We start from the raw sequence: 18,282 nt of genomic DNA, 5'->3' as shown, positions 1-18,282 counted from the left end.
ATCGCGAACAGCACCGTGAACATGCGCGTCGGGAAGCCCATCGCCTTGTAGATCACGCCGGTGTAGAAGTCGACGTTCGGGTACAGGCGACGCTCCTGGAAGTAGTCGTCCGCGAGGGCGATCTCCTCGAGCTCCTTCGCGAGGTCGAGCAGCGGATCCGTGACGCCGAGCTCGGTGAGCACCTCGTCGGCCGCGGCCTTCACGAGCTTCGCACGCGGGTCGTAGTTCTTGTACACGCGGTGCCCGAAGCCCATGAGCTTCACGCCGTCTTCCTTGTTCTTCACCCGCTCCACGAAGCGCTGCACGCTCTGGCCGGAGTCGCGGATCTGGCCGAGCATCGTCAGCACGGCCTCGTTCGCACCGCCGTGGAGCGGCCCGGAGAGCGCCTGGATGCCGGCGGAGATCGAGGCGAACTGGTTCGCCCCGGTGGAGCCGACCAGGCGCACCGTGGAGGTGGAGGCGTTCTGCTCGTGATCCTCGTGCAGGATCAGCAGCAGCTCGAGCGCCCGCGACATGACGGGGTTGATCTCGTAGGGCTCGCTGTGCACGCCGAAGTTGAGCTTGAGGAAGTTGTCCACGAAGCTCAGCGAGTTGTCCGGATAGAGGAACGCCTGGCCGACGCTCTTCTTGTGCGCGTACGCCGCGATCACGGGGAGCTTGGCGAGCATGCGGACCATGTTCAGCTCGACGTGCTCCGGGTTGTTCACGTCCGTCTCGCCCTCGTAGTAGGTCGAGAGGGCCGCGACCGCGCTCGACAGCACCGACATGGGGTGCGCCGTGTGCGGCAGTGCGGAGAAGAAGTGCTTGAGGTCCTCGTGCAGCAGCGTGTGCCGGCGGATCTTCTCGTCGAACTCCGCCAGCTCCGTCGCACTCGGCAGCTCACCGTAGATGAGCAGCCAGGCGACCTCGAGGTACGAGCAGGAGTTCGCGATCTGCTCGATCGGGTAGCCGCGGTAGCGCAGGATCCCCTTGTCGCCGTCGATGAACGTGATCTCCGACTTGGTCGAGGCCGTGTTCACGAAGCCGTAGTCGAGACCGGTGTGGCCGGTCTGCCTGGTCAGGGTGGAGAAGTCGATGCTGGCGTGCCCGTCGGTGCCGTGCAGGATCGGGAACTCCGCGGTCTTGTCGCCTACTGTCAGCGTTGCCTTCGTAGGCCGCTCGCCCGCTGCGCTCACGCAGACCTCCTCATGCGTCTGTCTCGTGTGGGGGATGCGCGATCCGTGCCGGTGGGCCCGCGATCGCGTCGCTCATACAGCCTAGTCCGCGCACAGACCTACTGTGAAAACGACCAAGAGTGACGCCTGGACCCCTGTGGAAAGCTACGAAGCCATTCCGCGCAGACGTGCCGCCGCCGCCTCGATCCGCTCGAGCGGCGCGGTCAGCGAGAGCCGCACGTGCTGCGGCGAGTGCTCGCCGTAGAACGGCCCCGGCCCCGCCAGGATCCCCAGGTCGGCGAGCACGCCCATGGACTCCCACGCGTCACGGCCCTGGGTGGCCCACAGGTACAGGCCCGCCTCGGAGCCGTCGATCCGGAAGCCCGCGTCGAGGAGCGCCGGTCGCAGCACGTCCCGCCGCTGCCGGTAGCGCTCCTTCTGCGCCGCCACGTGCTCGTCGTCGCGCAGGGCCACGGCCATGGCGTGCTGCACGGGCGCCGGCGGCATGAGACCCAGATGCTTGCGGGCGGTGAGGATCTCCCCCACGACGCGGGCGCAGCCGGCGATGAACGCGGCGCGATAGCCGGCGAGGTTGGACTGCTTGCTGAGCGAGTACACGCTGAGCAGGCCTGCCCTGGTCCCTCCCGTGACGCGCGGATCCAGCACCGAGGGCACGGGCTCGCTCGCCCACGGGCCGTCCCAGCCGAGCTCGGCGTAGCACTCGTCGCTCGCGAGGATCGCGCCCAGCTCGCGCGCCCGCCGCACCGCCGCGGCGAGCTCGTCGACGCTCCAGGTGCGTCCGTCGGGGTTGCCGGGGGTGTTGATCCAGATGAGCTTGGCGCCCTCCGGCCAGAGCGCGGGATCGTCCTCGCTCACGACCGTCGCTCCGGCGACCTGCGCGCCGACCGCGTACGTCGGATAGGCGACGCGCGGCTGCACCACGATGTCGCCGGCGCCGAGGCCCAGCAGGGTCGGCAGCAGCGCCACGAGCTCCTTGGAGCCGATCGTGGGCATCACGTTGTCCACCCGGAGGTCCGGCACCCCGCGGCGCCGTGCGTACCAGTCCACGATCGCCTCGCGCACGGCCGGGGTGCCGACCGTCTGCGGATACGAATGCGCGTCGGTCGCCTCGGCGAGCGCATGGCGGATGATCTCGGGCGTCGGATCCACCGGGGAGCCGATCGCGAGATCGACGATGCCGTCGGGGTGCGCGGCCGCACGCTCACGGAACGGGGTGACCGCGTCCCAGGGGTAGTCGGCCAGATCGCGGACGGACATGGCGGCGGTTACTCGCCCTGCGGCGGGAGCACGGCGATGACGGGGTGGTCGTGGTGAATCACGCCGACCTTGGCCGCGCCACCGGGAGACCCGATCTCGTCGAAGAACTCGACGTTCGCCTTGTAGTAGTCCGCCCACTCCTCGGGGAGATCGTCCTCGTAGTAGATCGCCTCGACGGGGCACACGGGCTCGCAGGCGCCGCAGTCGACGCACTCGTCGGGGTGGATGTACAAGGATCGCTCACCCTCGTAGATGCAGTCCACGGGGCACTCGTCGACGCAGGCACGATCCTTCACGTCGACGCAGGGAAGAGCGATCACATATGTCACGGACCCAGTCTACGACCCGTCGACGGGCCCTTCTCCCGCCACCCGCGCTCGGGCGGCCTGCTCCTGCTGGAGCCGGCGGATCCGCGAGAAGTCGGGCCACGCGGCGACCAGGAGCACCATCACCGCGACGGTCCACGTCCAGGTCACACCCAGCAGATCGTTCGGGACGATCACCGAGCCGCCGGGCCCGCGGCCCGAGATCACGACCATGCCCAGGAGCATTCCCAGCCCCGTCGCGAGCGCGCCCCAGCGGTCGTGCAGCAGCAGCCGCACCGCGAGGAGCATCCCGCCGCACGCGACGGCGCCGAGCACCAGGCCGACCCACGGCAGGCCCCAGACCGAGGTCGCGTGAGTGACCGTCGCTGCGAGGCCGAACACCGCCCCCACCACGAACAGGGCCACCCACGACAGCGCTCTGCCGAGCCACGATCCACGCACGGTCCGAGCTTACGCGGCCCACCCTAGGAGCCGCAGGAGAGCCGCTACCGCCGCGGCGGCGATCACCACGACGAGGAAGGACTGACGCAGCAGCAGGAGCCCCGCCGCGACGAGCAACGCCGGCACCCTGGCGTCCACGACGATGTGCGGGCCCGCGGCGAGCGTCTGCACGGCCACGAGGGCGGCCAGCAGCGCGACCGTCAGCAGGTCGGTGATCCGCGCCGGGCGCGGCGCCTCGAGCACCGATGCCGGCACCAGATAGCCCGCGCCCTTGAGCGCCAGGCAGCCGATCGCGGCCAGCAGCACGGCGTTCCACAGGGTCATGCCGCCCCCTCCCCCGACGTCCGGGCAGCGCCCTGCGGCGCGAACCAGTTGAACCAGCCGACGACGATCGCGACGAACGCCGCGACGAGCACCGGAAGACCGGGGATCAGCACAGGTGTGAGGACCGTGGCGACGGCGGCGGCAGCGATCCCGACCGCGATGGCCTGGCGCTTGCGCAGCCGCGGCCACAGCAGCGCGAGGAACGCGGCGGCGGCGGCCGCATCCAGTCCGTAGGTCTTCGGATCCCCGAGGACGTCGCCTAGCAGCGCACCGAGCAGCGTGGTCAGGTTCCAGCCGAGGTAGATCCCCACGCCCGTGATCCAGAACCCGACGCGGCGCGCCCGTGGCGAGCGCTGTGCGAGCGACACGGCGGTGGACTCGTCGATCGTGAACGGCGCGGCCAGGCCGCGCCGGAGTGCTCCGCGACCGATCACCGGCGACATCCGCATGCCGTAGGCGACGTTGCGCACGCCGAGCAGCAGCGCCGAGGCGATCGCCGCGGGTGCGGCGGCGAGGCCGCCCGCCCCGATCACGCCCACGAAGGCGAACTGCGATCCGCCGGTGAACATCAGCAGGCTCAGCACGCACGTCTGCCAGACGTCGAAGCCGCTGGTGACGGCGAGCGCGCCGAAGGATATCCCGTACGCGCTCGTGGCGAGGGCGACGCCGAGCGCCTCCCGACGTGCGACGCGCACCTCGGCGGCGGCCTCGTCCTCGGATCCGCTCTCGATCGTTCGTTCCTCTGAACGCATGACGATCATTCTGAACAAGGGTAATTCGTTTGTCAAGGCGAACGATCGTTTGAAATACTGGCCGCATGGATGATCTCCGTGAGCGCATCTCCCGGTCCCTGCGTCGAGAGCGCGAGGCCGCGGGACTCTCCGTCTCCGAGCTCGCCCGCCGTGCCGGCGTCTCCAAGGGGACGGTGTCGCAGCTGGAGAGCGGATCCTCGGGTCCCAGCGTCGAGACGCTGTGGGCGATCGCCGACGCGCTGGGGGTGCCGTTCGCCGCGTTCGTCGAGGAGCGCACGAACGCGCCGACCCTGATCCGTGCGGGCGAGCATGCGGGCGTGCCCTCTGCCGCGGCGCCGTATCTGGCGACACTGATCGCGGCCTGTCCCCCGGGCGCCCGCCGCGACCTCTACATCATCCAGGCGGAGCCGGGCGAGCCGCGCCGCTCGCAGCCGCACCACGTGGGCACCACGGAGCATGTGGTGCTGATCAGCGGACGCGCCATGATCGGGCCCGCCGACGCCTCGGAGGAGCTCCACCCCGGCGACTACCTCTCCTACCCCGGCGACGCGTCCCACGTGTTCGAGGCTCTCGAGCCCGGCACCTCCGCGGTGCTCATCTCCGAGCTGCGCTGAGCCGCACCGGGCGCACGGAGCGCGGCGCGCACGGAGCGCGGCGCGCACGGCCCGCAGGGTACGCGAACGGCCCGCCTGCCGAGGCAGACGGGCCGTTTCGAGCAGACGCCGATCAGGCGTTGGCGTCCTGACGCTTCTGGCGCGAGGCCTCGCGCCCGCGGGTCGTCGCATCCAGGATCACCTTGCGGATGCGGACCTTCTCCGGCGTGACCTCGACGCATTCGTCGTCACGCGCGAACTCGAGGCTCTCCTCGAGCGTCAGCAGGCGCGGCGGCGTCATCGACTCGAAGTTGTCGGCCGTGGAGGAGCGCATGTTGGTGAGCTTCTTCTCCTTGGTGATGTTCACGTCCATGTCGTCGGCACGCGAGTTCTCGCCGATGACCATGCCCTCGTAGACCTCTTCGGTGGGCTGCACGAAGAACGACATGCGCTCCTGCAGGGCGATCATCGCGAACGGGGTGACCACACCGGAGCGGTCGGCGACGATCGAGCCGTTCTGACGGGTCGTGATCTGGCCGGCCCAGGGCTCGTAACCGTGCGAGATCGCGTTGGCGATGCCGGTGCCGCGGGTCGTGGTGAGGAACTCGCTGCGGAAGCCGATGAGACCGCGGGACGGGACGATGAACTCCATGCGCACCCAGCCGGTGCCGTGGTTGGTCATGTTGTCCATGCGGCCCTTGCGGTTCGCGAGGAGCTGGGTGATCGCGCCGAGGTGCTCCTCGGGGGTGTCGATCGTGAGGTGCTCGAACGGCTCGTAGGTCTTGCCGTCGATCTTCTTCGTGACCACCTGCGGCTTGCCGACGGTGAGCTCGAAGCCCTCGCGGCGCATGTTCTCGACGAGGATCGCGAGCGCGAGCTCGCCACGGCCCTGGACCTCCCAGGCGTCCGGGCGGCCGATGTCGACGACCTTGAGCGAGACGTTTCCGATGAGCTCGCGGTCCAGGCGGTCCTTGACCATGCGCGCGGTGAGCTTGTGGCCCTTGACCTTGCCCATGAGCGGCGAGGTGTTGGTGCCGATGGTCATCGAGATCGCGGGGTCGTCGACCGTGATGGCCGGGAGTGGACGCACGTCCTCGGGGTCGGCGATCGTCTCGCCGATCGTGATGTTGTCGAAGCCGGCGATCGCGACGATGTCGCCGGGGCCTGCCTCCTCCGCGGGGTAGCGCTCGAGCGCGCGGGTCTTCAGCAGCTCCGTGACGCGCGCGTTGCTGGTGGATCCGTCCGCACGCACCCAGGCGACGGTCTGGCCCTTCTTGAGGGTGCCGTTGAAGACGCGCAGCAGCGCGAGGCGGCCGAGGAACGGCGAGGAGTCGAGGTTCGTGACCCAGGCCTGCAGGGGCGCCTCGTCGTCGTAGGCGGGGGCCGGGACGTGCTCGAGGATCGCCTCGAACAGCGGCTCCAGATCGGCGTTGTCGGGCAGCGCGCCGTTGTCGGGTCGGGTGCGGGACGCGGCGCCGGCACGGCCGGAGGCGTACACGACGGGCACGTCGAGCAGCGCGTCGACGTCGAGGTCGGGGACGTCGTCGACGAGGTCGGATGCGAGACCCAGCAGCAGGTCGTGCGCCTCCTCCTCGACCTCGGCGATGCGCGCGTCCGGACGGTCGGTCTTGTTCACCAGCAGGATCACGGGGAGCTTGGCCTCGAGGGCCTTGCGCAGCACGAAGCGGGTCTGCGGAAGCGGGCCCTCGCTCGCGTCCACGAGCAGCACGACGCCGTCGACCATGGACAGGCCGCGCTCGACCTCGCCGCCGAAGTCGGCGTGGCCCGGGGTGTCGATCACGTTGATCGTGATCGGGGTCTCGGTGTGGATGCCGTTGTAGGTGATCGCCGTGTTCTTGGCGAGGATCGTGATGCCCTTCTCACGCTCCAGGTCGTTCGAGTCCATCGCGCGCTCTTCGACGTGCGCGTGCTCGCCGAAGGAACCGGTCTGGCGGAGCATGGCGTCCACGAGCGTGGTCTTGCCGTGGTCGACGTGCGCGACGATGGCGACGTTGCGGAGATCGGAACGGAGGGCGTGCGCCATGAAGGAATCCAATGCAGCTGGGGTTTCGCCCGGGATTCCGGACTCTTCAGGTTACATCACCGCTCCTGGACGTCCTCTGCAGGGCGACGCGTACGCTCATCGCATGAGGATCGCCCTGCCGCTCGACCCGCCGGATGCCCCGTCCGGGAAGCGCCTGGGCTGGGAGATCGCGATCGTGCTCGGCCTCGGCCTCGGGCAGTCCGCCGTGTACGCGGTCGTCCAGCTCCTGGACCGCCTGTCCCTCTCCACCCCGCTCGCGGACCAGACCGCGACGCTGAATCCCTCGCAGTCCAGCCGCGAGCTGTTCGACTTCCTCTATCAGGTGCTCGGGATCGGCTTCTCCGTGGTCCCGGTCCTGCTGGTGTGCTTCCTGCTCTGGCGTCCGGCGCGCCCGCACCTCGGCGCGCTGGGCCTGGACGGCGACCGCATCGGCCGCGACGCCGGCCAGGGCGTCGCCCTCGTGCTCGCGATCGGGATCCCCGGCCTCGCGCTCTATCTCGCCGGACGCGCGATGGGCCTGTTCGTCGCCGTGGACCCCGGCCCGCAGAGCGGATACTGGTGGACGATCCCGGTGCTGCTGCTCTCCGCCGCCCGCGCCTCCGTGCAGGAGGAGTTCGTGGTGCTGGGATACCTCTTCGCCCGGCTGCGGCAGCTCGGCTGGGGTCCGTGGACGATCATCCTCGCCACCTCCGTGCTGCGCGCGAGCTATCACCTGTACCAGGGCCCGGGCGCGTTCATCGGCAACCTCGGCATGGGACTGCTGTTCGGCTTCCTGTTCCTGCGCACCGGCCGGCTGCTGCCCTTCCTCGTGGCGCACTTCCTGATCGACGCGGCCGTCTTCGTCGGCTACCCCTGGGCCGCCTCGACGTGGCCCGCCCTGTTCGGCCTCCCGTCGCACTGACGCCCTCCCCGGCGCCCGCTCGGCCCGCCGCCCGCTCGGCCCGCCCGCTCTCTTTGACCGCGAGACTCCAACTGGGCGACGAGACTGCGCTGCTGGACCGCAGTCTCGTCGCGGAGTTGGAGTCTCGCGGTCAGATGCGGAGGGTGAGCGCTTCGGTCTGCACAGGCGGGCAGGGCGGGGAGTTCGACACGGATCCTGTGAGGCGAGAGCCATGGGAGACGCGGTTCGCGGAGGATCGGCGCATGCTGAACTCGATTCTCACGCCCGCGCTGACGCCCGCTCCGGTCGAACTGATGCGTTCGCACGGCGCGGCGAACACGACCGTCCTCGACCGGGCCTGGCGGCAGGGCGATCTCGTCCGGGTCGTCCCGGGCGTCTACGCGCCGGTCAGGCAGTGGGAGGACTCGGCGCCCTGGGACCGCTACCTGACTCGCGTGCATGCCGTGAACCTCGCCCACCCCGGGTTCGTCTTCTGCGGCGCCTCCGCGGCCGCTCTCCGCGGCGTCTTCCTCGGGAGGCAGAGCGATCCCGTCCTCGTCCTGGATCCCGACAGGACCAGTCGCGTCTCGGGCGTCGTTCGGGTCCTCACCTCCGTCGATCGGCGTGCGATCGACGAGATCGACGGGATCCGGCTGACGTCGGCGGCGGACACCGCCGTCGACGTGGCCCGCGCCTCGTCTCCCGGCGCCGGTCTCGCCTACGCCGATGCGCTGATCCGTCGCACGCCCCACCTGACGGCGGCCCGGCTTCGCGCGATCAACGAGTCGCGCCTTTCCTCGCGCAACCGGCGCAGGGCCCGCTGGGCTCTCGACCGGGCGAGCGGCGTGCCGGAGAGCGTGCTCGAGTCCCTCAGCCTCGCCGCCATGGAGTTCGCCGGCTTCGAGCTGCCGGAGACGCAGGTGACGTTCCTCATCGATGGCGTCGAAGACCGCGTCGACTTCTTCTGGCGCTCGCGGGATCTCATCGGCGAGGCGGACGGGGCCGTCAAGTACGGCGGGGAGTTCGGCGATCCGACGGAGGCGATCCTCAAGGAGAAGCGTCGCGAGGCCCGGCTTCTGCGCCGCGCCGCGCGCCGGATCCGGTGGGGCTGGCCCGAGTTGCGAGAACTGGATCCGCTCATCGACATCCTCCGCACAGCGCGCGTGCCGCGCCCGCTCCCCGCCGACCCGTTCCTGCTCGCGTCCCTCCGCGACGCCCTGCACTGACCCGCGAGACTCCAACTGGGCGACGAGACTGCGCTCCACGACCGCAGTCTCGTCGCCCAGTTGGAGTCTCGCGGCCAGATCGCCGGCCAGAAGCCGGCCACAAACCAGGGCGACGGCGGAGCGCGTCAGCGGGTGACGGCGACGGCGATCGCGGCCCAGGCGACGATCGCGACCAGGGCGCCGATCGCGGGCCAGTCCCAGCCGCGGCGGATCGGGGCGTCGACGCCCTCCCCCGCCGTGCGCGCCGGCCGCTCGACCGCGTTCTCCCAGCGGGTGCGCACCTCGGTGAGGGTCTGCAGGCTCTGCGGGACCTTGAGCTCGCCGGAGCGCCTGCTCAGCCGCGGCGACTGGATCCGGCCGGGGCCGCCCCAGCACGCCAGCTTCCTGCCGTCGTCGAGGGTGAAGTCCAGCTGCCAGCGCAGGTCGAGCTCGCTCACTCGGTGCCAGCCGAACGCGGTGCGGCGCAGGAAGTTCTGCACCTTCGCGCCGTCCTCGTCGACCCGCACCATCGAGACCACGCTGATCACGTAGATCAGCCACAGGACGAGCAGCACCCAGGGCGCGTACAGCAGCATTTGCGCCCAGCTGCCGCGCACGACCGCGTCGCCGAGCAGGAAGACGGCCAGGATCGAGCTCACGACCAGTACGGCGATGCCCGTGGACGCGCGGTAGGTCCGCGCGCCCACGGGCATCTGATCCATCGAACTCACGCGCTGCGACCACCCAGGGCGATCGAGACGCCGGGGATGGCCTGGAGCAGACGCTCCGTGTACTCCTGCTGCGGGTTGGCGAAGATCTCGTCCACCGTGCCCTGCTCGACCAGCTTGCCCTTCTCCATCACGCAGACCATGTCGGCCGCGACGCGCACGACCGCGAGGTCGTGCGTGATGAACAGGTACGTGAGGTCGAGCTCGTTCTGCAGCTCGGCGAGGAGCTTCAGGATCTGGTCCTGCACCAGCACGTCGAGCGCGGAGACCGCCTCGTCGAGGACGACGATGTCGGGCTTGAGCGCCAGAGCGCGCGCGATCGCGACGCGCTGACGCTGACCGCCGGACAGCTCGTTCGGGTACCGCGTGGCCAGCTCTCGCGGCAGCGAGACCTGGTCGAGCAGCTCCAGCACGCGCGCATGCCGCGAGGCCTTGTCGCCGACGCCGTGGATGTCCAGCGGCTCGGAGATCGTGTTGCCGATGTTGCGCAGCGGATCCATGGACCCGTACGGGTCCTGGAACACCGGCTGCATGCGACGGCGCAGCGCGAGCGTCTCCCGACCGGACAGGCCGGACACGTCCGAGCCGTCGATGTGGATGGACCCGGAGGTCTGCTCCTCGAGCTTCAGCACCATCTTCGCCACGGTCGACTTGCCCGAACCGGACTCGCCGACCAGCGCCAGCGTCTTGCCCTTCGGGATGTCGAACGAGACGTCGTCGACGGCACGGAACGGAACGCTGCGGAACTGGCCCTGACGGATCTTGTAGTCCTTGGTCAGACCCCGCACGGAGACCGTCGGCGGAATGCCGGCGATGTCCTCGCTCGTCTCGATCCCGCGCTTCTCGGCGACGGCCTGGATGCGCTGCGACGCGATGCTCGGGGCCGCGGCCACGAGCTTCTTCGTGTACGGGTGCAGCGGGTTCTCCAGGATCTCGCGGCTCGGCCCCGCCTCGACGATCTCGCCGTTCTGCATGACGATGATCTTCTCGGCGCGCTCGGCCGCGAGGCCGAGGTCGTGCGTGATCAGGAGCACCGAGGTGCCCTTCTCTTGCGTCAGCGACGCCAGGTGATCCAGGATCACGCGCTGCACGGTCACGTCGAGCGCCGAGGTGGGCTCGTCCGCGATCAGCAGCTTCGGGTCGGCCGCGAGGCCGATGCCGATCAGCGCGCGCTGACGCATGCCACCCGAGAACTGGTGCGGGTACTGGTGCAGACGCTTGGCGGCGTCGGCGAGACCGGCCTGCTGCAGCACCTCGATGGCACGAGCCTCGATCTCCTTGCGCCCGGAGGCCAGTCCGTTCGCACGGATCGCCTCCTTGACCTGGAAGCCGATCGACCACACCGGGTTGAGGTTGGACATCGGATCCTGGGGCACGTAGCCGATCTCGCGGCCGCGGATCTTCTCCATCTGCCCTTCGGTGAGCCCGGTCAGCTCCTGACCGTCCAGCGTGATGCTGCCGGCCGTCACGTGTCCGGTACCGGGCAGCAGGTTGACGATCGCGGATGCGGTCGTCGACTTGCCGGATCCGGACTCGCCCACGATGGCCAGCGTCTCGCCCGCGAACAGCTCGAGGTTGACGCCGTGCAGCACCTCCCTCGAACCCGACTGGGTGTCGAAGGCGACCTTCAGGTCGCGGATCCGCAGCAGCGGAGTGTCGGTCGATGCACTCATCGGCGCGCCCTCGCTCTCGGGTCGAGGGCGTCTCGCACGAGCTCGCCCAGCATGATGAACGCGAGCACCGTGATGGTCAGCGCGATCGAGGGATAGATGAGCGCCATCGGCGCGACACGCAGCGAGGCCTGGGCCTGGCTGATGTCGTTGCCCCAGCTCATGGTGTCGCTGCCGAGACCGACGCCGAGGAACGAGAGCGTCGCCTCGGCGACGATCGCGGCGGCGAGGCTCAGCGTCGTGACGACGAGCAGCGGGGCGATGGCATTCGGGATCACGTGCGACACGAGCGTGCCGAAGCGCGACTTCCCGAGGGCGCGGGACGCCATCACGAAGTCGGCCTGCCGCACTCTCAGCACCTCTGCGCGGACGACGCGGGCCGTCGAGGCCCACGCGAATCCACCGATCGCGAGCGCGAGGGTGAACACGTTGCGGTACTGCGCGAACACGCTCATCACGACGACGGCCGCGAGGATGTAGGGGATCGAGAAGAAGATGTCGCCGACGCGGGACAGCAGCCCGTCGAGCCAGCCGCCGTAGAAGCCGGCCAGCGCACCCATGATGAGTCCGACGACCGAGCCGATCAGGGTCGCGATGAGACCCACCGAGAGCGAGGTGCGCGCACCCCACACGGTGCGGGCGTAGATGTCGCAGCCCTGGAACGTGTATCCGAGCGGGTGGCCCGCGGCCGGTCCGCCGTTGGAGTTCTCCAGGTGGCAGTCGCTGTTCGGCGGCGTCTGCGTGAAGAGCGTCGGCCAGATCGCCATGAGCAGCACGATCAGCACGATCACGAGCGAGATCCAGAACATCGGACGCTTGCGCATGTCCGCCCAGGCATCGCGCCAGAGGTTGGACGGCTTCTCCGCGATCTTGATCGCGTCGACCGCGACGGTGCCTTCGGGAATGGGAGCGACGTAGTGCGTCGCGCTGGTGTCAGACATAGCGGATCCTCGGGTCGAGCAGGCCGTAGAGCAGGTCGACGAGCAGGTTGACGAGCACGTAGATGATGACGAACACCGTCACGAAGGAGACGATGGTCGGCCCCTCGTGCTGGCGGATCGCCTGGAACATCGTGTTGCCGACGCCGGGGATGTTGAAGATGCCCTCCGTCACGGTCGCACCGACCAGGAGGACGCCGAAGTTCGTCGCCGAGTTCGTGATCACCGGGATCAGCGAGTTGCGCAGCACGTGCACGGGGATGACGCGTCGCCGCGGCAGGCCCTTGCTGTACGCGGTGCGCACCCAGTCCTGGTTGAGCGTGTCGATGACGGATCCGCGCATGAGGCGCATGCTCGTCGCATACAGGCTGACGCCCAGCACGAGTGCGGGCAGCCACATGTCGCCCCAGTTGTTGTCTCCGCCGACGGTCGGGCTGAACCACTGCAGCTTGACCGCCAGGAAGTACTGGGCCAGGAACGCGATCACGAAGATCGGCAGCGAGATGAAGATCAGCGACACGACGAGCATCGAGTTGTCGAAGATCTTGCCCTTGCGCAGCGCCGACGCGGTTCCGATGATGATCGCGAGCACGAACTCGATGCCGATCGCCATGACCGCCAGACGCCCCGTGACCGGCAGCGTCGCCGCGAGCACGTCGTTGACGGACTGTCCGGAGAACGTCGTGCCCATGTCGCCGCGGAAGATGCCGGCGATGTAGTAGCCGTACTGGACGATGAACGGCTGATCGAGGTGGTACTGCGCCACGAGGGCGTCGTGCAGCTGCTTGCTCGGCTGCTTGTCGCCGAAGAGCGCCGCGATGGGGTCGCCAGGCATGGCGAACACCAGAAAGTAGATGAGCAGGGTGGCCCCGAGGAACACGGGGATCACCTGCAAGAGGCGTTTGAGGATATATCCGAACATTCGCCCTCCCTCCAGATGAGGAGGCGCCCCGGGTGACCGGCACGATCTGTGCCGGTTCGGCGCCTCACTGAGAATCGTGTCACGTGTTCGACGCGCACGACACTGTTTTGGACAGCCCGCGAGGCGGTGACGTGGTCGTCACCGCCTCGCGGTTGTGATCACTCGAGCAGGTCAGCCCTTGGTGATCTCGTAGTACAGCGGAACCGAGTTCCAACCGAACTGGACGTTGTTCACGCCCTTGGCGTAGCCGCCGTTCACGTTGGAGTACCACAGCGGGATGGCCGGGAGGTCCTGCAGGAGGATCTCCTGCGCCTGCGCGTAGTCCTTCGTGGCCGCCGACTGGTCGGACTCCGAAGCGCCCTTGGCGACGAGCTTGTCGAACTCGGGGTTCGAGTAGTCCGTGTCGTTCGACGACGCCTTGGTGCCGTAGATCGGCTGCAGGAAGTTGTACTGCGCCGGGTAGTCGGCCTGCCAGCCGGTGCGGAACGCGGTCTTGATGGTGCGCGCGTTCACGTCCTTGCGGAGCGAGGCGAAGTCGACGTACGGGTTGCCCGAGGCGTCGATGCCGAGGTTGTTCTTCAGCTGGTTCGAGACCGCGTCGACCCAAGCCTGGTGGGAGGAGTCGGAGTTGTACGCGATCTGGAAGGTGCCGGACCACGGCGAGATCTTGTCGGCCTGGGCCCACAGGTCCTTCGCCTTCTTGGCGTCGAACTTCAGCACGTCGGCGCCCTTGAGCGAGTCCGACCAGCCCGCGATGACCGGCGAGGTGAAGTCGCTGGCCGGGGTGCGGGTGTTGTTGAAGATCGTCTTCGTGATGGAGGCGCGGTCGATGGCCATCGAGATGGCCTCGCGACGCAGCTTGCCCTCGTCACCCGTGAAGTGCTCGGCGTTGCCCGGGATCGAGAACGACTGGAAGATCGCGGCCGGCTGGTTGACCGCACGGTCGCCCAGGTCGGACTCGAACGTCTGCTGCGCGGTTGCAGGGATCTGGTCGATCACGTCGACCTTGTTGCTCTGCAGGTCGGCGTAGGCGGCGTCGGCGGTCGGGTAGAAGATGAAGTCCAGTCCGCCGTTCTTCGCCTGGCGGCCACCCTTGTAGGAGTCGCTCTTCACGAGGTCGAGCTGGACCTTGTGCTGCCAGGCGCCTTCCTTGGCGAACTTGTACGGACCGTTGCCGATCGGGTTCTCACCGAACTTGTCCATGTCGGTCAGCGCAGCCGCGGGAAGCGGGTAGTAGGCCGAGTAGCCGAGGCGCTGGGAGAAGTCCGCCGCGACCGGGTTCGCCAGCTTGATGGTGAACGTGTAGTCGTCGGTCTTCTTCAGACCGGTCAGCTCGGAGTCGGCGCTGTCGCTGAAGCCCTCGATGTCGGCGAACCAGGACTGGTTGAGCTGCTTGTTCGAGAACTTGGCACCGTACTGCCAGGCGTTGATGAAGCTGTCGGCCGTGACCTTCTCGCCGTTGGAGAAGGTGTTGCCCTGCTTGATCTTGACCGTCAGCGTGCTCGCGTCGTCGACCTTGATCGACTCCGCCATGTCGTTGACGAGCTTGCCCTTGGCGTCGTAGTACGCCAGGCCCGCGAAGAGCGAGTCGAGGATCTTGCCGCCGCCCACCTCGTTGGTGTTGGTGGGGACGAGCGGGTGCTCGGGCTCGGAACCGTTGACCTTGATGATGGCGTTCGAGTTGCCACCGGCCGAGGCGGTGTTGTCTCCGCCGCCCGACTTGCTGGAGCAGCCGGCGAGGGCGAGTGCGCCCACCGCAAGCAGCCCGATGCCCGCGAGGGCGATCTTGTTGCGCTTCACGTTGTGTCCTCCTGTGGACAGTTGACAGCAATCTGCACACTCGTCGTCGAGTGCTCAGGGATACCTGAGCCTAACCGCCGATCCGCCGATCGCACGAATGCGTGCCGTTAACCGTTACTTACTGGTGACCTGAACGACGAGGCGCCCTGGGACCGTTCCCAGGGCGCCTCGTCGTGCGTGCGGCTCGCGCGGATGCTACAGCGCGAACGCCTCCACCGGCGGGCAGGCGCACACCAGGTTCCGGTCTCCGTACGCGTTGTCGATCCGGCGCACCGGCGGCCAGTACTTGCCCGCGATGAGCGCATGCGTCGGGTACGCCGCCTTCTCCCGGGTGTAGGCGTGGTCCCACTCGCCCAGCAGGAGCGACGCCGCCGTGTGCGGGGCGTGCACGAGCGGGTTGTCGTCGGCCGGCCAGACGCCCGCGGCGACCTCGTCGGCCTCTGCCTTGATCTGGATCATGGCCTCCACGAAGCGCTCGAGCTCGCCGAGATCCTCCGACTCCGTGGGCTCCACCATGAGCGTGCCCGCGACCGGGAACGACATGGTCGGCGCGTGGAAGCCGTAGTCGATGAGGCGCTTGGCGACATCGTCGACCGTGATGCCGGTCGCCTCCTTGAGCGGACGGAGGTCGAGGATGCACTCGTGCGCGACCCGGCCCTGCTCCCCCGAGTACAGCACGGGGTAGTGCTCGCCGAGGCGCGCGGCGACGTAGTTCGCCGCCAGCACCGCCGCCGCGGTCGCGTCGCGCAGACCCTCGGCACCCATCATCCGCACGTACGCCCACGAGATCGGCAGCACGCCGGCGGATCCGTAGGGCGCCGCCGAGACGGGCCCGCCCTCGAAGACGTAGCCGCCGGCGTGCGCGGTGCGCTGCGCCTGCGGGTGTCCCGGCAGGTACGGCGCGAGGTGCGCCTTGGCCGCCACGGGGCCCACACCGGGGCCGCCCCCGCCGTGGGGGATCGCGAAGGTCTTGTGCAGGTTGAGGTGCGAGACGTCGCCGCCCAGATCGCCGAACCGGGAGTAGCCGAGCAGTGCGTTCAGGTTCGCGCCGTCGATGTACACCTGGCCGCCGGCCGCGTGCACCGCCGCCGTGATGTCGAGCACGTCGTGCTCGTACACGCCGTGCGTGGACGGGTACGTGATCATGAGCGCGGCGATCTCGTCGGCGTGCTGCGCGATCTTCGCACGCAGGTCGTCGAGGTCGACGTTGCCCAGCTCATCGGTCGCGACGACGACCACCTTCATGCCCGCCAGCACCGCGGAGGCGGCGTTGGTGCCGTGCGCGGACGAAGGGATCAGGCACACGGTGCGGTGATCGTCGCCGTTCGCGAGGTGGTAGCCGCGGATCGCGAGCAGGCCCGCGAGCTCGCCCTGCGAGCCGGCGTTCGGCTGCAGGGAGACCGCGTCGTAGCCCGTGACGTCGGCGAGCCACGCCTCGAGCTGGTCGATCAGCTCGAGCGAGCCCTGCACGTCGGTCTCGGGGGCGAACGGGTGCAGCTGCGCGAACTCGGGCCAGGTGATCGCGGCCATCTCGGTCGCGGCGTTGAGCTTCATCGTGCAGGATCCGAGCGGGATCATGCCGCGATCGAGCGCGTAGTCACGGTCGGCGAGGCTCTTCATGTACCGCATCATGGCGGTCTCGGAGCGGTGCGCGTGGAACACGGGGTGCGTGAGGTACTCGTCCTGGCGCGCGAGTGCGGCGGGCACGCTCGTGACCGGGATGTACGCGAACGAGCCCTCGCCCGCGCCGAACACCGTCGCGACGGCGAGGATGTCCTCGTAGGTCGTGGTCTCGTCGGCGGCGATGCTCACCGTGTCCGCATCGACGGGGTTCAGCAGGATCCCCGCCGCGTGGGCGTCGGCGACGATCGCCTCGGCCCGGCCGGGGATGCGCACGGTGATGGTGTCGAAGTAGTCGGCGTGCACGATCTCCGCGCCGGCCTTCTCCAGCTGAGTGGCGAGGAAGCGGGCCTTCGACGCGACGCCGGAGGCGATCTCCTTCAGCCCCTCCGGGCCGTGGTAGACCGCGTACATCGACGCCATGACGGCCAGCAGCACCTGCGCGGTGCAGATGTTCGACGTGGCCTTCTCCCGGCGGATGTGCTGCTCGCGGGTCTGCAGCGCGAGGCGGTAGGCCGGGTGGCCGTCCGCGTCCTGCGAGACGCCCACGAGGCGGCCGGGCAGCTGGCGCTCCAGCCCCGAGCGCACGGCCATGTAGCCGGCGTGCGGGCCACCGAAGCCCATCGGCACGCCGAACCGCTGCGTGGTGCCCACGGCGACGTCCGCGCCGAGCGAGCCCGGCGAGGCGATCAGGGTGAGCGCGAGCAGATCGGCCGCGACGACCGCGAGGCCGCCGGCGAGGTGTGCCGCATCGATGACCGCGGAGGGATCCCAGATCCGACCCGAGGCTCCCGGGTACTGCACGAACACGCCGAACAGGTCGTCGGGCAGCGTCTCGCCGCCCGCGAGGTCGCGCTCGACGAGCTCGATCCCGAGCGCCGCCGCGCGCGTGGCGAGCAGCGCCTTGGTCTGCGGCAGCGCATCGGCGTCGACCACGAACGTGTGGGACGCGGCCTTGGATCCGCGCCGCGCGAGCAGCATGCCCTCGGCGACGGCGGAGGACTCGTCGAGCATCGACGCGTTCGCCGTGTCGAGGCCGGTGAGCTCGGACACCATGGTCTGGAAGTTGATCAGCGCCTCCAGGCGGCCCTGCGAGATCTCCGGCTGGTACGGCGTGTACGCCGTGTACCAGGACGGGTTCTCCAGGATGTTGCGCTGGATCACGCTGGGCGTGAGCGTGCCGTAGTAGCCCAGGCCGATCATGGGACGGTTCACCGTGTTGCGGTTCGCGAGGGAGCGCAGCTCGGCAAGGGCCTCCGCCTCGCTCGCCGCGGCCGGCAGCACGCTGACGCGATCGGCGGCCGAGCGGATCGAGGCGGGGACGGCCTCGCGCATGAGGGCGTCGACGGGACGCTCGTCGGCGCCGTACGCGATGCCGATCGCGTCGAGCATCGCCCGCTGGGCGTCGGCGGTGGTGCCGATGTGACGGTCGAGGAACGCGGTCACTCTCAGCCCTCCGTGTGTGCGACGTAGGCATCGCGGTCGAGAAGACCGTCGACGGCTCCCGCCGCGACCGAGATCTTGATCAGCCAGCCGCCCTCGAAAGGAGCGGAGTTGACGAGCGACGGGTCGTCGACGACGGCGTCGTTGATCTCGAGGACCGTGCC

Annotated in this window: 16 protein-coding genes and 1 pseudogene; 3 read left to right on the top strand and 14 right to left on the bottom strand. The window is 69.2% G+C overall.

What is annotated here, in order from left to right; translation table 11 throughout:
- From B7X32_RS08130 to B7X32_RS08105, 6 genes are all read right to left on the bottom strand, one after another.
- On the bottom strand, positions 1-1,175 hold a 1,175-nt coding region (locus B7X32_RS08130; RefSeq protein ID WP_292718376.1), incomplete at its 3' end, for a citrate synthase.
- 144 nt (positions 1,176-1,319) lie between these two features.
- Entirely contained in the window at positions 1,320-2,432 is a 1,113-nt protein-coding gene (gene dapC / locus B7X32_RS08125) for a succinyldiaminopimelate transaminase (protein WP_292718374.1), read from the bottom strand.
- Positions 2,433-2,440: 8 nt separating this feature from the next.
- Positions 2,441-2,761 carry a ferredoxin gene (gene fdxA, locus B7X32_RS08120; RefSeq protein ID WP_045272231.1) on the bottom strand — a complete coding sequence of 107 codons (321 nt, stop codon included), beginning with the start codon at positions 2,759-2,761 and terminating at the stop codon, positions 2,441-2,443.
- Positions 2,762-2,770: 9 nt separating this feature from the next.
- Positions 2,771-3,199: a histidinol dehydrogenase gene (locus tag B7X32_RS08115; protein ID WP_292718373.1), complete on the bottom strand. Its 429-nt coding sequence runs from the start codon at positions 3,197-3,199 to the stop codon at positions 2,771-2,773.
- 9 nt (positions 3,200-3,208) lie between these two features.
- Positions 3,209-3,523, bottom strand: a complete 315-nt coding sequence (locus tag B7X32_RS08110; RefSeq protein WP_292718372.1) for an AzlD domain-containing protein — start codon at positions 3,521-3,523, stop codon at positions 3,209-3,211.
- Positions 3,520-4,275: an AzlC family ABC transporter permease gene (locus B7X32_RS08105; RefSeq protein WP_292718371.1), complete on the bottom strand. Its 756-nt coding sequence runs from the start codon at positions 4,273-4,275 to the stop codon at positions 3,520-3,522. The genes B7X32_RS08110 and B7X32_RS08105 overlap by 4 nt, the downstream gene beginning before the upstream one ends.
- Positions 4,276-4,340: 65 nt before the next feature.
- Between B7X32_RS08105 and B7X32_RS08100 the strand changes: the two genes are divergently transcribed.
- On the top strand, positions 4,341-4,889 hold the full coding sequence (locus B7X32_RS08100; RefSeq protein ID WP_292718370.1) for an XRE family transcriptional regulator: 549 nt from the start codon (positions 4,341-4,343) through the stop codon (positions 4,887-4,889).
- A 112-nt stretch (positions 4,890-5,001) separates the two neighbouring features.
- Here the strand turns inward: B7X32_RS08100 and typA are convergent, their stop codons facing one another.
- Positions 5,002-6,912, bottom strand: coding sequence for a translational GTPase TypA (gene typA, locus B7X32_RS08095; RefSeq protein ID WP_292718368.1), 1,911 nt, complete (start codon positions 6,910-6,912; stop codon positions 5,002-5,004).
- A 103-nt stretch (positions 6,913-7,015) separates the two neighbouring features.
- Here typA and B7X32_RS08090 point away from each other — a divergent pair, with 103 nt between their 5' ends.
- Positions 7,016-7,813 (top strand): CPBP family intramembrane glutamic endopeptidase, encoded by a 798-nt coding sequence (locus B7X32_RS08090; RefSeq protein ID WP_292718367.1) that lies wholly within the window; start codon positions 7,016-7,018, stop codon positions 7,811-7,813.
- A gap of 242 nt (positions 7,814-8,055) precedes the next feature.
- On the top strand, positions 8,056-9,018 hold the full coding sequence (locus B7X32_RS08085; protein WP_292718365.1) for a hypothetical protein: 963 nt from the start codon (positions 8,056-8,058) through the stop codon (positions 9,016-9,018).
- 125 nt (positions 9,019-9,143) lie between these two features.
- Here B7X32_RS08085 and B7X32_RS08080 read toward each other — a convergent pair whose 3' ends face one another.
- From B7X32_RS08080 to B7X32_RS08050, 7 genes and pseudogenes are all read right to left on the bottom strand, one after another.
- Positions 9,144-9,719, bottom strand: coding sequence for a PH domain-containing protein (locus tag B7X32_RS08080; protein WP_292718364.1), 576 nt, complete (start codon positions 9,717-9,719; stop codon positions 9,144-9,146).
- 5 nt (positions 9,720-9,724) lie between these two features.
- Positions 9,725-11,398, bottom strand: coding sequence for an ABC transporter ATP-binding protein (locus B7X32_RS08075; RefSeq protein WP_292718363.1), 1,674 nt, complete (start codon positions 11,396-11,398; stop codon positions 9,725-9,727).
- Positions 11,395-12,336 carry an ABC transporter permease gene (locus tag B7X32_RS08070; RefSeq protein WP_292718362.1) on the bottom strand — a complete coding sequence of 314 codons (942 nt, stop codon included), beginning with the start codon at positions 12,334-12,336 and terminating at the stop codon, positions 11,395-11,397. Before B7X32_RS08070 ends, B7X32_RS08075 begins: the two co-directional genes overlap by 4 nt.
- Complete coding sequence (locus B7X32_RS08065) at positions 12,329-13,255, bottom strand: ABC transporter permease (RefSeq protein WP_292718360.1); 927 nt, start codon at positions 13,253-13,255, stop codon at positions 12,329-12,331. The genes B7X32_RS08070 and B7X32_RS08065 overlap by 8 nt, the downstream gene beginning before the upstream one ends.
- 171 nt (positions 13,256-13,426) lie before the next feature.
- On the bottom strand, positions 13,427-15,055 hold the full coding sequence (locus tag B7X32_RS08060; protein WP_292718358.1) for an ABC transporter substrate-binding protein: 1,629 nt from the start codon (positions 15,053-15,055) through the stop codon (positions 13,427-13,429).
- Positions 15,056-15,250: 195 nt separating this feature from the next.
- Positions 15,251-18,121, bottom strand: coding sequence for an aminomethyl-transferring glycine dehydrogenase (gene gcvP / locus B7X32_RS08055; protein ID WP_292718356.1), 2,871 nt, complete (start codon positions 18,119-18,121; stop codon positions 15,251-15,253).
- A gap of 2 nt (positions 18,122-18,123) precedes the next feature.
- Positions 18,124-18,282: pseudogene (locus B7X32_RS08050) on the bottom strand (glycine cleavage system protein H); the annotation flags it as partial.

The sequence above is a fragment of the Microbacterium sp. 13-71-7 genome (assembly GCF_002257455.1).
Lineage (GTDB): Bacteria > Actinomycetota > Actinomycetes > Actinomycetales > Microbacteriaceae > Microbacterium.
Note: the sequence above shows the minus strand (reverse complement) of the source record. Positions and strands in the feature narration are given on the sequence as shown.